This is a genomic window from Chlamydia muridarum str. Nigg, from assembly GCF_000006685.1.
Classification (GTDB): Bacteria; Chlamydiota; Chlamydiia; order Chlamydiales; family Chlamydiaceae; genus Chlamydia; species Chlamydia muridarum.
In genome coordinates this window covers 498,729-516,098 of record NC_002620.2, presented here as the reverse complement: position 1 = coordinate 516,098, position 17,370 = coordinate 498,729, and the positions used below count along the sequence as shown (strand labels likewise).

Here is a 17,370-nt window from a genome sequence, read left to right as displayed (position 1 = left end):
ATTATTTCTTTGTGTAAGAAGACTTCATTGGAATCGTAATGACGTTTTTGTTGGCCTTTAAAACTCTTTCTTCTTCTTTTGTAAGTTCCGTAACAATATAGACCCTTTTCTTATTATAATCTGTTTCATCAACTTTCTTGACGGTCACAACAACCTCTTTTTCCAGCTCAAGGAGCATATCCCCAACCCTATTATGAGTACGAGGTTTCAAGAATGCGTCTAATCCTAAGAAGCTGAAATAAATACTAAATCCTGGAGCATAAATTGTTTTGAAAACATCATTTTGCGTTGTTGTTAAAGCTATAGGAATACTGTGAGCAGGAATTCGAATTAAGGATCCTTTCGTTAATCGATTTCGAATCCAGAAAGGAACTACCACTCTATAATAGGTAATCGCATTGTTTATTACATTTGGATTAATTTTCCATTGAGGTACGGCATCTCGCAAATTCATACAGGATTCCATTAAATAACTGTCATGCATTTGCGAGATTAGTTTAAACCCTTCTTCATTAGCATTCATTACTCTTTCTTTAAGATCAGCTAACCATAAGTCATCTAGAGAGAGGAACTGTTGTACAGAAAGCGGCGTGTACCGAATGACCTGATCGCCACCATAAAAAAGCATTCTAGATAGGGAAAGTAATTTACTATCCAATTGCAAAACAGCACTCTTATTTGGAGCAGATTTCTCTAAATGGAATAATTCTTGCCCCCGAAATTGCAATACAGTTTTCGCGATCCGAGATTCACCAACACTATGTGAAGAAATCAATGCTATTGAACGAAAAGCTCCTTTCTGGAATTTATATCCTTTAAATCTGATAACAAACGCCTGATTTTGAGGCCTTCTGTTCATTAAACAGGTGACATATAAATCCCCACTTACAGGATSTAGATAATAGGATGCGGTCAGTGTAGTTTCCAAAGGAAGTTTGTATTCTATAGGAGCTTTTAGCCAAGAGGCCTCTCTTCTACCTTCCCAAGACGAAGCCACTGTATATGTGAGCACAGCTAAGTTCATATCCTTATATCTTGGAGGTGTAAGTAAGGATCCAAGAGCTTTTCCTTCTTGCATGCTGACGATGTACTGCAACATGCTGAATTCTTGAACTAAAATCGCTAAATTGAGCTTGTCTTCACCTAGGAAAAGATCTAAATGTTCTCTATATGCAGGATTAATTAATCCCATAGGATCAGAAGCCAGTATGGGTTTCGCTTCTCTCTCTAAAGTAGGCGCTGAAATCCCCTCCATGGATTCTATGAAAAAGTTTTTAAATGTGATGAGTACTGCGCCCATCCCTTCAGATTGACGAACATAAAATAGTTTTAAGACAAGGTCTCTATTATGAATTCTTAAGAGATTTTGCGCATACAGAAGCTGCCGATATAACTCTATTGTTTCAGCTTCCATTAAGTAGCGAACAAAATTTTCTAATTTTAATGAAGTATCGCTTACGCTGATCTCATCGTAAGATGCCCACAATTGTCTAGCAAACTGTGTTAAAGGTTTCTGACTAGCTTGGAGAGTATTCGAACCTAACTTACTATAAAAAAGAACATTATCTTCCGGATTAGCTAAAGACTCCTCATCTGTAAAGAAAAGATATTTCGTTTTATGTGCGGGTACCGTTACCGCAAAATGGGTAATCTTTCGGGCAAAAACATCTTTGTACATCAAATCTTCTTCATATTCTCCTAAAACATGCCCTGATTGCAAAAATCCTAATACTTTAACATCTACGCCTTCCTGATTTTCTATAGCGAACACATGTTCACCATTTCTTTTTGTGTTGGGAGGCATTAAAATTACGGTATTATTGAGGCTCTTCACATCCTCAACCCGCTCAGGGATAACATTCCTGTTATAATAAAGCAGATTCCAATAACTTGGGTTTCTAGATGCCATAAGTTTTGCATTCAGCCACCCCAATCGCAGGATTGTTTCGTTATTAATTTTTACACGAGTTCTCTCAGGAATAACCCCTTTCCAACTGACTCGAATAGCCATAAGATGATGCGAAGACGAGAACTCAAAATCTATTTGATTGTCTCCAGATTTCTTAGCTAATATAAGAGTTGGTAGAATGGAACTTACATCTATGGTTTGAGCATAAACATCATCATCTACTAGAGTCAGTTCTGTCTGTTGAGTCTTTTGGCTACTACGATAAATTGTAGAGAATACATAGGAACACCCAGTATTTCCTTGTACGAAGGCTTTGATGTCTCTAGATTGAGTCACCGCTAACTCTGAGTAAGGTTTTGGAGAATATACAATATGTTTTCGGTTAGTTATAAATTTGGCTGTCCCATTTTCAAGAACAAATAAGACTTCGGGAGCCAAAAACCAAGATTTTTGTGTTAACCAATCGAGAATATCTTCTGGATAGCTTGTTTCTGTCGGGTGTTGCTTTTGCCACTTCGCTACATCACACGTTTTAACTCCCATAGTTACGAGTCTAGTTCCTGCATTCATCTGATCTATGGGTGTAGCAGTGATTCCATCACCTAAACGTACCTCATAGCGCTCTTTCCAAACTCCAAGATCTTCCTTAGTGTCTTCACTAGAAACGTGAATCTCTTGTTTTGATATAAGCTCCATGCTGCTTGTTAAACTTAAACTACCGAGAACAGGTTTTACCTGGTCTGCGTTTATCTCAGTAACAAGCTGATGCGCAGAAGAACCTTTAGATAAAATAATATGAAGAGGATGCGTTAACTGAGGAATATGATATTCTACCTTTCCTTTACCTGAATAAATAGTTCCTCCTCCAGGGCTGGAATAAAATTTTGTGTCATTCCCTCCTGTAAGAGTATCATTCCCTTCACTCGAACCCAAAATCGTATTGAAACCAGTCTGACGAATTTTTAAAAACTTTTCTTCTGTGCCATTTGGCCTTATCAGCGGAACATCTTGTTCTACTAATGAAAGATTAAACTTAACGCCAAAAGGAGCTGGTATTGCTCGGAAAGAAATCGTATTAGTTGCGGGGAGAGTCCCTGTTAAATTATAAAAACCGGCCCCTCCTATCTGTACAGTAAGCCCTCCTTTCCCTCCTTTGATATTAATTTTATAATCTTTATAAGAGGCAGCATGATCTATGTTTTCCTTTTCATCTTTCTCAATCAATCTGACAGGGATAACTGTTAATGGAGAATCTCCCCCAATAATGGTGCTTAATTTTGATTTCGCTGTTAAGGGAGGCCTATAATATCGAGAAGATGATTCCATGACAGCTTCTCTCCAAACAACCTTGTTAGAAAGATAGACCACCTCCGTGACGGCTTCATAAGTAGTGCCATACCCTAAAATAACTGTCCTATAATCCCCTTTAGGGATAGTAGGCAACTCTGGCGGCCAAAAGCTATTAGCATGCCCTCGAGCTAATGCTGACGTCGGAGAAATTCGATAACCGTAACCTATTCTATCTCGAATTTGCCAGTCTGTCCAACCAGCCTTATTCCCTATTCTCCAATTAGAATTATAAGAGCGATCTCCTTTAAGAATAGGTGGATTTTGGCGTAAATCTAAAAGAAAATTTCCTAAAACATAATTGCCAGAAAAATCTAATAAATGCCGATCCGGATCAGCGAATAAAATGTGAGAGCCTCCTTCAGTGAGAAATTTCTTGTATACTAACCACTGATCGTAACGTTCTTCCTTTAACGCTACATTACGGGCAATAGCACTTGCTCCCATTCCAATGGCAGCTAAAGGACCCACAGCTAGCATCAAAGAGGGTAAAGCAACAGAAGCTATTGTAATCCCTAAAGTAATACTGTTAAACGCAATGTCCACACGTGCAGCCATGCGGTCAGAATGCGTTTGAGCTTCTTTTAAAGAAACAACGCTGTCATATAAGTTCCAGGCTCCTAATGCGGTTTCAAGAACAGGAAGCTCTAAAACAGCTGCGGTTTTAGAAAAAACCTTTCCAACACTCCCTCCCACCCTAGATGAAGCTTTTTTTAACTGAGATGCTATGGCAGTTTCTAATCGGAACCCATCAACTCCTTCTTGAGTAATAAATTTTTTTGAAAGACCCTGTATAACCGCACCGACTGTCATTTCTGCAGTTTCTTTCACGTCCATTACTAAGTTTGCTACCGCTAAGGGATCTTTCCCCTTCCCTTCTTCCAACAAACGCATGTATTGCACAATGGACACTATACTCATTCCGAGCTCTAAATCCATAACCCCAGTAGCGCCTAATTCATTCGCCTTAGCGCTAAACTGCTTGAAAGAGTCAAAAATTCCTCCTCCTCGTATCGAGAGTTTTTTGAGAAGGCTTCCTTTTTTTACCTCAACAGTGATCTCATCGGAATTATCTGAAAAACTGACCCTTGAGACTTCAACATCCTCACCGTCTAATTGCGCGCTTTTTAACTTGTCTGTTACCTCAGATAACAAACTAACTAACATCTCTCTTGTTTTAGCAGTCTTATTCTTAAGAAATTGAAATAGAGATGCTGCCTCGTCTGGCGTCTCTACAATCAAAGAACGACTAACATGTTTAGTTCCTTCTTCTAGTCCTCTTGTTTCTAATAAAACTAGAATCAGAGATACCGTTTCAGAATCTAAAACATGTTTTGTAAGAAAGTCTGTTAATACATCTCCATTTAACTTCATTTCATCTAAATCGGTTTCTGAAGTGAACTCATCAATCCTTCTATGATGAATAGAACCTCCTATTTCATAAAGCTTCCCCCAAGTGGTTTGGATTCTTTCTATGATAACAGGTCCCCTTTCTCGCATTTTTTCTAAAGTAGTTGCCTGATGACTGGATAAAAGTCCCGCATCGGTAAAAGACAACAATGACTGTATTCCCTCAGGAGCATCCAAAAAATAAACCTGGAGTTGTTCTCTTACGGACAAGGTTTCCGAAAAACCATACCGTTGTTTAATGTGAGGGGACACTTGCACCATATCTTCAATAAAATAAAGTGCCGCTGCCAGCGAAGGAAAGTCAACATGCCCAAAATTAGGATCTGTTACTCTAAAAAAAGACCCCATAAAATTTAGAGTTAAAGAATGTGTCGGGGTTGTTATAAGAAGACTTTTAGTCAGACTTTTCTCAAACGTACTCGTTAACTGCAAAACGTCCCATTTAGCGTGATTAAAGCCCCTATTCTCTAGTAAGACTTTATTCCCTTGATACTGTAGCCAGTTAATTAATGAGAGGTCTCGACTTAGTAAGGATTGATCCTTACTTGATAGGGGAAGATGATCGCGTTCTTTTTGCTGATATAGTGCGGAAACAGTGTCTAGGTTCCCTTGAAGAGTTCTATAGCCTCCCTCATCTTCTATGGACATATACAACAGAGACAATCCCATGCAGCGCCCCTCCACCTCATAAAGAAAAGACTGAGGATGAGCCTCTAGAATCTCTGCTCCATAATGAGTAGCTAAATCACTCCAAGCATTTGCATAGCGATTATAAAATTCTGGCCAAGATAACAAAGTATACTTGGCTTGCTCCACTACATTCTGTATAGTGGGGACTTCTTGTGGAAGAGAGAACAAGTCTTTACTTACTCCAATCCCCCGGTAATCATAAGAACGCATAGCCACCGAGGTTTCTGTTGTCGTTATGCCCAAGCGGCCAAAATCTCCCTCCCTTTCAATAATTTTCCCTACCCCAGGCAAAGCTGTGTTCATCAAGTGCGATACAGCTTCTGCTAAATGCACCTGATTAGAAAGAGACTTATGGATTTCTGTTAAAGATAAATATTGCTTCTCTGAAGAAGCCTTTAAAAGGCTGTCAAAGCGCTCTTCATGTACAAAACAACCAGCTCCCTTGCTTTCTAACTCTTTCTTTATCAGATCACTAGTAAGCGAGCCCAAATGGATATGCCGATGAATTTCATATAAAGCACTTAAATAATGCTGCATAGAATACGATGCTCCGTTAAAGAATCCTGGAGCAATGCTGATCATCGTATGGTCACTTTCTACACCATTTTCTACCCCGAAACTCATTCCCCATCCAGATACGCTAGCGTCAACAGGAGGTGTTAATAAATCTGTTCCGTGTAATCCTTCTAAATTTTTTCTTAAACTTTCTGGAATAGCTGCAAAACGCTCATTAGTTAAATCTGCCGCACCTCCAGAAGCCAACCAGTCATATATCTTAGGAAGAACGTCTTGCATGTCATGGTAATCCCCTCCTACATAAGTTTTGATAATATTCACTAATCTAGCAGATGGAGAAGGCAAAATATTCCCTTCTGAAAAAATCCCAGAGATCCCATATTCGGCGAGCATATACCGAGTGATCTCTGTTAAATCAGAAAAAGCATAACCTTCCTCATGCAGGCGATTAAACAAGGGATTCTTTGTTAAATAATCGTCTATTTCAAGAACATGTACGCGCTGTTCATTTAAATATTTTTTTGCTAACTCCTGTATTTTTTTCACGGGAGCTGTTACCCGTTTTTTGAAGCTCTCATCATAAAGTTGACTATACCATCGTCCTCCTCGTTCATCAGGATGCTGCTGATTAGCATCCATTCCCTCCATAAATCGAATGACTCTTTTCTTTAGATCTTTCGGAGGAATACGTACCCACTCAGACAGCGTTTCTTCTAATCTTAAATAAAAATAGCCTGCTACTATGGAGTCTTCTATTGCTGACACGCGTTTTTTTAGTTTTGAATTCTCCATAATTGAAGAGGTTACATCTAACAATTTATCGACCTCTTCAAGAGATAAAATACCCAAGTTATCTTTGGATTGCAGCTCTGCCCAAGAATTTAAAAGCTTTATTTCTTCAGTTGTTAAGGGAGTTTCTTCTTTAGAAAAGATACTCTCTTTAACTAAGCGCATCCTCTCTGCGGTAGCCAACATATCCCTTAAAAACATTACCCGATCACTTATGGCGCTATGCCAAATCACTGTTTCCGTTTGAGAATGGCTTTGTAAGTACAACTTAATCGTTTTTTCAAGACTAGATGCAATATTTCTATTTAAGTCGGGGAATACGTTAAGTTGATTAGCGATAGGGAAAGAAGTCCCTCGAAGCAACTCAGCTAATTGCAATTGCAATGAAAACACAGCAGCACTTGCTGAAGCATCATCACACACTTGATTACGAAGAACGTATAACGCTCGATCTACGTCAGTAAATTTAATAAGATCAAAATTTTTGGCTTCTATAAGCTCATTGAATCGATCTAGCAACTCGGGGGAAAGGGCACGCTTAGATTGTTCAGACCACAACTTTGTAAAAGTCTTTTTGTCAATTTTCGTTCGAGAAATGCCCTTGGGAGTTTCTGGACGAAATTTGGATTCGTCAGAAAATAATAATTCTGCCAGACATCTTTGCTTAATTCCACACCAGGTGCTTTCATCTGCAGGAGTAACATCATTTGCTCCTACAGTTACGGGATGCAGCCAGTCAAAAGTTTGTTTACCCTCCTTTACAATTTTGTTATACGAACCTAAGAAAGCTTTGTTCCCTAATTTTTTCCCTTCCAGATAGTCCTTTCCAATAGGTCCTAAAGAACGAAAATACGTCTTCATTTCGTCTACAATTAAATCTGGGCCGGTTATACCTAAAGTACTTAAAGCTCCAGCAATAATTGTATCTTGTCTAAACTCTGAAAAAAGACTTTTACCAAGGAAATCTTCGACTAAATGCCCTCCGATCAAAGCTTTGTGATTGAGATGTTTTAAATCATCCAATGTTTTAAAAAATTCGCCGCTTAAAACAGTTTCTCGAAGACTTTTTAGCTCGCGATAAGCTTGACGCTGTCCCTTGATCACAGCATCCACCATAGCACTTCCTTTATGAGCCATCATTAATCCATTTAAGCCCCGGACATTCCATCCTGTAGACCATTTATGATGCCTTTGCAAAATAGGCATAAAATCTCTAACAGAGTCTGGGGCCATCCTTTGGAATAGAGAAAATTTAGAAGTGCCACTTGATTTTTGTTTATTCTCTATGTCCGTCAAAAGTTTTTCGAGTTGTGTTCTATCACTTCTAGTAAGCTTTGAGATATCAATGTCCTGAGCGATATTATCAATAGTGATCCCTGACTCACCATTTGCTAATCTCAAAACCCCATCTGAAACCGCTCGTCGAATAGGTAATTCCTCGAAAAATCTATCTCCCCCGATCTCATTAATCATTTGCAAAACATCCGGAGAGTATTGCGGCATCATGTCTAGATCTGTATAAATTCCTCCTAACTCTTTTAACATGTACATTCGGATCTGATCTGAAGCAGCAGGGTAATTCCACCTCAAAAGCATCTCCATTTCATAGTTGTACGTATTAGTTCTATCTTGCATTGAAGACAGATCCCTAATATTCTTAATGAAAACTCTCTCTTTCCCTAAGTCTGTATTTACCTTACCAACAATATCTTTTATTTTTTGCTCATTCGCCTTTATTAGATCTTTATATTGTTGAATTTCTTCTTCAGGAAGATGTAACTCATCCTGAAGATAGGCTATACGAGTTTGGTCATCAATTGTTCCAATTCCTTTCAAAAGGCAGTAATTAAAAAACCCGTCTTGGGAAAGGACCATATTTTTAAGAAACAAAGCATCAAAATTTGTTCGGATCTCTTGGCTAAGGTGCTTATAGCGATCAAATAACTTACGTAAATCTTTTTCCAATTCACGTCTTTCTTCACGCCTACCAGAAGTCTGATACTTCGCCTGTAGTTCGTCATATTCTTTCACAAAATCTTGAGTTTCTTGAGAAGTTATCGATCTCAATTCCTTAAGAGAAGAATCAAAAGCGATTTTTTTTAAAATAGAGGAAAATTTAGCCGCTCCAAAAGCTTGTCTATCTACCCAAAATAAAAAATCAAACTCCTCATAAGTTTGCAGAAAAGTTTTGATATAAACATCTGTGCCTTCTGGAGGAGCTCCAGCAATCCAAATTCCGTGAAAATGACTGTCAATTTTTACTCGATGAGAATTAAATTCAGTTTTGATGACAGACATCACATTCTTAAACTCTTCACTTTCCTCCATTTTGGCATTTTCAAGAATGTTGTTAAGAAAAATGGACTGTTTGACTAGCAGATCCTGTCCTTTTCTCGAATTCCTTTCTGATTCATCTATATTGAGATATCTTTGAATGGCCTTTTTTAAATTATTCAAAGAAATTCGACACTTCTGAATTTGCTCTTCAGTCAACTTTAAGCGCGAGGCGATCGTATCTGCACGTAGATCATATACAATCTTATCAGCTGGATCCTTTACAAGTTGCTCACGTTTTTCTTCAACCGATCGAGGCTTTCTTCTCCTAATAGACTTGGTTGCTTTCAAAGAAGATTTCGTGATCACTTCCGGATTCACTCGCTGAACCACAGCTATGGATTCGGACACATCTCTTTTATTAGAACTTTTTTCTGAAGAAACTGTAGGCTGTTTACTCTCCCAATTCTGTTTCGTCCCATTTTCATGATGGATAATCTTTGCCGGAACCGTATTCAAAGAAAAAATATGCGCAACGAGTTGAGCAAAATTATAAAGCAAAGAAGTCTTCCAATTACCTGAATGATGGGCTGGAGAAACCGTAAAGGACTCGTTTCGTCCAGTTGTCATATTATAGAATTGCTGTTGCAGCATCGCACCAATGCGAACAACATCTTCTGTTGTGTGATTCTGATTTTCTTCTTCAGAATAAACTCTGAAGGATTTTTCAACAGAAATACCCTTCCCCTCGAGCATGGTAAGGTTAGGAGCCGATGAAGACTGAACTTGAGGCGTCGTAGAGTTTGAAATTTTTGAAATTGCTGAAGGGGGCATATTATCTCCTATTTCCCTCGAAAAATAGAACTTGCAAAGACTATATACAAAACCTGCAGAAGGTTAAAAAAAAGACCCCCCTATCCATACCAACTTCGAATCAACAATCTGGTAATTAGAGATCTCTTTGAATAAAACTTACTTAATCAGGATTGGCAAATGGCTCATAATAAAACTCGCCCTTCGAACACCCCTGATTGACTCTTCGTTATGCACTTGATAAGTAGCTGAGAAGGCTTTCTCTAATAAAATCGACGCTACTCGCCCACTAAAGAAAAGCCATTGTTTATCTGAAATGGTATTCAAGTGCTCTTGAACATCTGGAGATAGAAAATGATAAAATTACCTAAGGAAAATCGTCTATTGGACGATCTGTTTCAATAATAAAATCTTGGAAATGCACTTTTTTAAACTAAACTACTAGTAAAATTATAGGGTTGAATTCACTTATCTAAACAAGCCTCTCACTATGCAAGTTATTGTTTATAGTGTATTCAGTACGCTAATCGTATCTATTATGTGTTTACTTGATCTAGCAGGGCTAATCTAGGACAAACATTCAACACATCAAAAAATAAAATTGCAAAAACTTTTTTAAATCCGTCTTGCAACGAACTTTCCCCAATAAGTACCTTATAGAAATATCTACTTAGCCAAACTTGTTCCGCTCATTTAGGATAAAATTTTACAAAAACAAATGAAAGTCCTAAGATCAAGAGTGCTTTAAGCATAAACAAATTACGTTATTTATGACCTCATCTTTAACAACTGCTTCTTTACCCTATCAAATTACCCCTACCCAAGCTTAGATCTGAGTTAATAAATGGACCCGATTCGAGGGTTTCACCAGAAAAAATCATCTAAAAAGATTAGATCCTTTCTGAGTTTTATGCGTATCAACGAAACACACCTTTTCGTATTACAAGAGCGTTTCCTCTCGTGGGGGGGGGGGGCAGTTTATTCATCACTATTTTCTTGGATTCCTGCTCGCAGAACACTACTCACACCCAGCCCCTATCAACAAAAGGAGATTTTTACAGAAAAAGTACAAAAGCTACCAACGCCCTCATCTCTAGCTCTAATTCCCTACTGGAATTCTCCATCTTCAGAGTCCATATGTTTTTTCTCTAAACACTGTGGACATGATGCTATTAATGTTATTGAAACTGCCATTCTTTCTGCAAAAACTTCCATTTTTCTGAAAATCTTTAGTATATCTTCTAAAAAAATTACCCGAGCTCTTGCCATCAAATCGATACAAGGTGTGTCCGTAAGCATGCTTTACCACCATATATCAACAAAAACTTATTCTGATTTGTCCAAAACAACTATAGAGCTAATCCAGTTTCAAGAAAATAGCCACGCACTATTACACAACAAAACTCTTATCATTGATAAACAACAAATTATTACTGGAAATGGAAACTTCACCTCAGCTTCTTTGTGTGAAGATGTAAATCTTATGATGCGAATAAATAACATGCATCTCGCTAGTTTAATGGAGAAAAATCAAGCAGGAAGAGCGTGTATAAAAAAACAAAAAGTTCGTTATCTCCCTGTGAATAGGAAGGGGGAAATTGTGAAAGAAATTCAGAAAGCCTCCAGTTCTATTCAGCTTGGAATGTATATTCTTACAAATGAAGCTATTATCAAAGCTCTTGATGAAGCCGCCTCACAACGATCTGTTCTTGTCACGATTATCATTGACTCTATAACAAAACAACAAACCCTCGGAACTCTAAAAGCTCTTAATTCTAAAATAAGAGTAAGAGCTGGAACCCTGGCTTCTTGCATTCATTGTAAAGTATGCATTATCGATCATAAAACTGTTATCATCGGCTCCGCTAATTGGTCTAACCGCGGACTAAACACCAATAAAGAAGATCTTTTAATTATAAGCCCCCTTACAGAGGGTCAAAAACAAGATTTGTGCACTTGGTGGCACTTTCTTTGTGAAAATAGTACCGTTTTAGCAGAAGAAACAAAAACTCCTAAGATCCTTGATTAAATAAACTACGTTACTTATGGTCTCTCCTTTAATAACTACCACCTCCCCCTATCTTCTCACATTGCAAGCACGTTTACTCTTTACACTAACGACGTCTTGCTCTTCTCAAAACCAAAAAACTTGTGCGAAAAAAATACAAGAGCTAACAAGGCCCTCCTCTTTAGCTTTAGTTCCCTACTCTCGCCCTCTATCCTCAGAGACCGTATGTTTTTTCTCTAAACACTGTGGATATAATGCTCTTGACCTTATTGAAAAGGTCATTCTTTCAGCAACTTCTTCTATCGTTCTGAAGAACGTTGTTCCGTCTTCTAAATCACTTGCCCAGGCTCTTATCCTCAAAGCGCTACAGGGTGTACCCGTAAGCATACATTGCCCTCATAAGACATTAAAAGCTTTGGGTGATTTATCCAAACAAACAAATGTAACGCTATACTCTAGCCATGCATCATCAGACAAACAAACTCTCATCGTTGATGAACACCAAGTTGTTACTGGAGCAAGAAATTTCACCACGACTTCTTTACATAGAGAAGCAAATCTTATGATGAGAATAAGTAGCTTGGATCTCGCTAATTTAATAGAGAAAAATCAAAAAGGAGAGGTTTGTTTAGGACAACAAAAAGTTTGTTACTGTCCTATAAGTAAAAATAAGAAAGGCGGGAATGAGAAGGAAATTTTGAAAGAAATTCAAAAAGCCACTAGTTCTATCCAACTTGGAACGAGTTGTCTTACAAGCCAATCTATTATCCTAGCTCTTGATGAAGCCGTCACGCGATCTGTTATTGTCACAGTTATTATTGACTCTAATAACAAACAATACACCCTTGAAAAGCTATCCTCTCTCTGTACAAAGATAAACATAAGAGTAGGAACTCGCTCTTCTTCCAATTGTCAAGTATGTATTGTTGATCATACCACTGCCATTATCGGCTGCTCCTCTAACCGGCCTACCCGCAGACAAAATGCTAATCAAGAAGCCGTTTTAATTATAAGCCCCCTTACAGAGTGTCAAAAACAAGATTTGTGCACTTGGTGGCGCTCTCTTTGCGATAGTAGTACTGCTATAACATACGAGGAAGCCGAAAACGCGGATTCTTCTTCCTCTGAATAAGAAGCATAACCTAAGGCTTACTCCTCAACAACCTTAATGTGTCACCTAATAGTTGTTGGAATTACAACACTTTCCCAAGATGAAATGTATTCTTTAGCGACTATCTTTGTTAAAGATAAGTCTCCTATGAATCTAGAAATCAAGTTTTACAAAAATAAACGAAAAACCTAGGATCTGCGATTATGTAAGTTAGATAGGCTGCGTTATTTATGACCGCACCTTTAATAACTACCACCTCTCCCTATCTTCGCCTATTACAAAAACGTTTCTTAGGGGGAAGTAGGGGGTTGCCCTATTCATTACTATTTTATGAAACTCCTGCTCACAGGATACTAACGACATCCACCCCTTCTCAAGAAGGGATGACTTCTACAAAAAAAATACAAGGGTTAACACAAACACGTATCCAATCTTTAACTCTAGTTCCCTACTCTCTTCCTCTGTCCTCAGATCCCGTATGTTTTTTCTCTAGACACTGTAGATATAATGCTCTTGAGATTATTGAACACGCCATTCTCTCTGCAACTACTTCTATTGTTCTGAATACCTTTAATCTATCTTCTGAAAGACTTATCCAGGCTCTTGTCCTCAAAGCGCAACAAGGTGTATCCGTAACCGTACAGTACCATCACATGCTATCAAATACTTGGTTTAAATTGTGCAAGCCAAATATAGAGATAATCCCTCTAGGGAGTAAACGTTCACTATTTCACAAAAAAACTCTTATCATTGATAAACAACGAGTTATTACTGGAACAGGGAACTTCACCATAGCTTCTTTACATAGAGATGTAAATCTTATGATGCGAGTAAATAGCCCAGAACTCGCTGATTTAATGGAGAAAAATCAAAAAGGCAAGGTTTGTGTAGGAGAGCAAACAATTTGTTACCGCCCTATGAATAATAGGCTAGATGGAAATGAGGGGAAAATTTTAAAAGAAATCCAGAAGGCCTCCAGTTCTATTCAGCTTGGAATGTGTATTCTTACAAACGAATCTGTTATCCAAGCTATTAATGAAGCCGCAAAGCGATCTGTTCTTGTTACGATTATTATCGACCCCCACAAAAAAGCACAAACCCTTGAAATGCTAAAATCGCTTAACTCTCAAATAACCCTAAGAATAGTAACCCTGCCTTATTGGATGCATTGCAAAGTATGCATTATCGATCATAAAACTGTTATCGTCGGCTCCTCTAACTGGTCTATCCGCGGACTAAATGCTAATAAAGAAGAAGTGTTAATTATAAATCCCCTTACAGAGAGTCAAAAACAAGATTTGAACACTTGGTGGCATTTTCTTTGTGAGAATAGTACTGCTATAACATACGAGGAAGCCGAAAACGCTGACTCTTCTTCCTCCGAACAGGAGCTATCATAAGCTTGCTCATAGCAACTCTGTCATCTCCTCAATAACCTTATGAAAGTCTATAATCCACCGCAGCTATTGTAAACTTTTAATTTTTTACAAAATTATAAACAAGCTCGATAGAATAAAAAAAACAATTTAAATTGAAGTTAAATAAATAAGCTAATTACAATTTGAGGGCTGAATTTAATATTGTTAAAACAAAACAAAAATATATGTGCTCTCCTTGTTCACGTCATATCTTTCCTATAGTCCCTGACTGCCCAACTTGCTCTACCCCCCTCAGGAAAAGATCTCTTTCAACAACAACAGCAGCAGCACTCGTAGCAACAAAAGTATTTAAGTATCCTAGAAAAGATCTTTCCCATCGGGTTATCTATGACTATGATCATGGAAAAAATAAACCAGCACGCAGAATTCAATTTGGCAGCGATCGTCATTCGTTAGAGACTTCTAGCAAAACGTCGCGCTCATCCCGAAAAATCCTTAAAGCACGTAGGACTGAGAGCAGCGTACCCAGACCCGTTGCACAACAAGAACTTATTACCTTCGTTTCTGCTCAGCAAACAACAAATAGCAATCCTTTGTCAGCCATTTGTAAGCTTATGAACCTGGCTAGCAAAAGGCTGTTCATTCAAGTATACAGATTCACACACCCCACAATTATTCAACACGCTTTAAATGTTGCTGCAAAAAATGTTCGGACAACTGTTCTATTTAGGGATGGAGATGAACTTGTAGAGGCTTCTCAAGGCTCTCCGATTATCCTGGAACAACAACCCCAACGAGCTCTATTCCACAGAAAATCGCTGGTTGTTGATCACAGAATGTTATTAGTAAGTACCGGAAACTTCACTATAAATTCTACTGAGCAAGACATCAATCTCTCCATTGTCTTCCATCATTCTAAATTGGCGGCTCGAGTAGAACATAGTCAACCCTTCTCGGGCGTTGTTGGGAATCAGCCAGTTTCTTATCTCCCTATTTTCCGACGTAACAAGAAAAGCAGCCAAATAGGAGGCCAATTTATCCAGAGCTTTATTGAGGAAGCAAAATCAAGCATTCTTATTGCTATGTACATCCTTTCCCATCCCGGAATTCTTCAATCTATTCAGGATGCCGCTGCAAGGGGTGTAAAAGTACAAATAGCTATCGATACCCGTGAAAGCAAACAGACTCAGATGACATTAGAACGATTACAACTTTCCCTTCCACTTCGTGTACGCAAGCCTGGAAGCCCACCTTTGCATGTCAAAATGTGTTGCATTGACGGCAAAACTCTAATTTTTGGATCTGCTAATTGGTCATTAGTAGGATTAGCAAGAAATGTAGAAGATTTGTTTATCGTTCGAAATCTAACAGCACTACAATATCAATCCTTATCAGAAATATGGAAAGCTGTTGAAGAGAACACACAACCTTTGAAACGTTCTCGAGAAGAAGAGGAAGATCCTCTAGAAGGAACTTCGACTAGTCAAGAAGATCTTTCTCCTCCAACTAAAAAAGCCCGAACTCAATAAATTCTGTAATCTCAGAAAGGGGATCTCTTTTTAAAGCGATCCCTTTTCTTTGAAATCAGACTGTGATCTATCGCGTTTATTGTAAAATTTAATTTTTATATTTTATAAACAAACTATATTTAAATAAAAAACCAATTTAAATTGAGGTTAATTAAATGAGTTAATTACAATCTGAGGTTTTAAATTCAATGTTGTTAAAATAAAAATATGTGTTCTCCCTGTTCACGTCATACCTTTCCCATAGTCTCTGACTGCCCAACTTGCTCTACCCCCCCCCCCCAGGAAGAGACCTCTTTCAACAACAACGGCAGCAGCAGTCGTAGTAACACAATTATTTAAATATCACAGAAAAGATCTCTCCCATCGAGTTATTTATGACTATGATCATGGGAAAAATCAAACACCTCGCAAAATTCAATGTAGCAGCAATCGTCATTCGTTAGAGACTTCTAGCAAAACGTCGCGCTCATCCCGAAAAATCCTTAAAGCACGTAGGACTGGGAGCAGCGTACCCAGACCCGTTGCACAACAAGAACTTATTACCTTCGTTTCTGCTCAGCAAAAAACACATAGCAATCCTTTGTCAGTCATTTGTAAGCTTATGAACCAGGCCTGTAGCAGTCTGTTCATTCAAGTATACAGATTCACACACCCCACAATTATTCAACACGCTTTAAATGTTGCTGCAAAAGATGTTCGGACAACTGTTCTATTTAGGGATGGAGATGAACTTATATCGGCTGCTCAAAACTCTTCGATTATCCTGCAACAACAACCCGGCCGATCTCTATTCCACAGAAAATCGCTGGTTGTTGATAACAAAAAATTATTCATAAGTACCGGGAACTTCACCATAAATTCTACTGAGCAAGACATCAATCTCTCAGCTATTTTCAAAGATGCTATGTTGGCGACTCGAGTAGCATGCAGTCAATCCTTCACCGGTATTATTGGAAGTCAGTTAGTTTCCTATCTCCCTATTTATCGACGCTCCCAGAAAAGCAGTCAAATAGGAATCCATCTTGTCCAGGATCTTATTCAGAACGCAAAATCAAATATTCTTATTGCTATGTACATCCTTTCCCATCCCGGAATTCTTCAAGCTCTTCAAGCTGCCGCTGAAAGGGGTGTAAAAGTAGAAGTAGCTGTCGATACTCGTGAAAGCAAACAGACTCAGAGGACATTAGAACGATTACAACTTTCCCTTCCACTTCGTGTACGCAAGCCTGGAAGCCCACCTTTGCATGTCAAAATGTGTTGTATTGACAACAAAATTTTAATTATTGGATCTTCTAATTGGTCATTCGTAGGACTGGCAAGAAATACCGAAGATTTGTTTGTCATTAGAGGTCTAACAGAAACTCAATGCCAATCCTTATCAGAAATATGGCAATCTGTGCAAGAAAACACACAACCTGTGAAACGTTCTAGAGAAGAAGAGGAAGATCCTCTAGAAGGAACTTCGACTAGTCAAGAAGATCTTTCTCCTCCGACTAAAAAGAGAAGAATTCAGTGAATTCTGTAATCTCAAAAAAGGGATCCCTTGTTAAGGCGATCCTTTTTTGATAAAAGATATTTTCCTGCGGCAGATACTC

Annotated in this window: 6 protein-coding genes; 5 read left to right on the top strand and 1 reads right to left on the bottom strand. The window is 38.3% G+C overall.

Annotation, left to right across the window (positions count from 1 at the left end):
• Position 1: 1 nt before the first annotated feature.
• Positions 2-9,769: a LifA/Efa1-related large cytotoxin gene (locus TC_RS02180; RefSeq protein WP_010904337.1), complete on the bottom strand. Its 9,768-nt coding sequence runs from the start codon at positions 9,767-9,769 to the stop codon at positions 2-4.
• 889 nt (positions 9,770-10,658) lie between these two features.
• Between TC_RS02180 and TC_RS02175 the strand changes: the two genes are divergently transcribed.
• The 5 genes from TC_RS02175 to TC_RS02155 all read left to right on the top strand — a co-directional run bounded on the left by TC_RS02175 (position 10,659) and on the right by TC_RS02155 (position 17,291).
• Positions 10,659-11,777 (top strand): phospholipase D-like domain-containing protein, encoded by a 1,119-nt coding sequence (locus TC_RS02175; RefSeq protein ID WP_010232149.1) that lies wholly within the window; start codon positions 10,659-10,661, stop codon positions 11,775-11,777.
• 16 nt (positions 11,778-11,793) lie between these two features.
• Positions 11,794-12,888 (top strand): phospholipase D-like domain-containing protein, encoded by a 1,095-nt coding sequence (locus tag TC_RS02170; RefSeq protein WP_010230439.1) that lies wholly within the window; start codon positions 11,794-11,796, stop codon positions 12,886-12,888.
• 209 nt (positions 12,889-13,097) lie between these two features.
• The gene (locus TC_RS02165; RefSeq protein WP_010230436.1) at positions 13,098-14,267 is read left to right on the top strand and encodes a phospholipase D-like domain-containing protein; all 1,170 of its coding nucleotides are present in this window, start codon (positions 13,098-13,100) and stop codon (positions 14,265-14,267) included.
• Between the two features lie 203 nt (positions 14,268-14,470).
• Complete coding sequence (locus tag TC_RS02160) at positions 14,471-15,775, top strand: phospholipase D-like domain-containing protein (protein WP_010230434.1); 1,305 nt, start codon at positions 14,471-14,473, stop codon at positions 15,773-15,775.
• A gap of 601 nt (positions 15,776-16,376) precedes the next feature.
• Positions 16,377-17,291, top strand: a complete 915-nt coding sequence (locus tag TC_RS02155; protein WP_232500341.1) for a phospholipase D-like domain-containing protein — start codon at positions 16,377-16,379, stop codon at positions 17,289-17,291.
• Positions 17,292-17,370 lie beyond the last annotated feature (79 nt).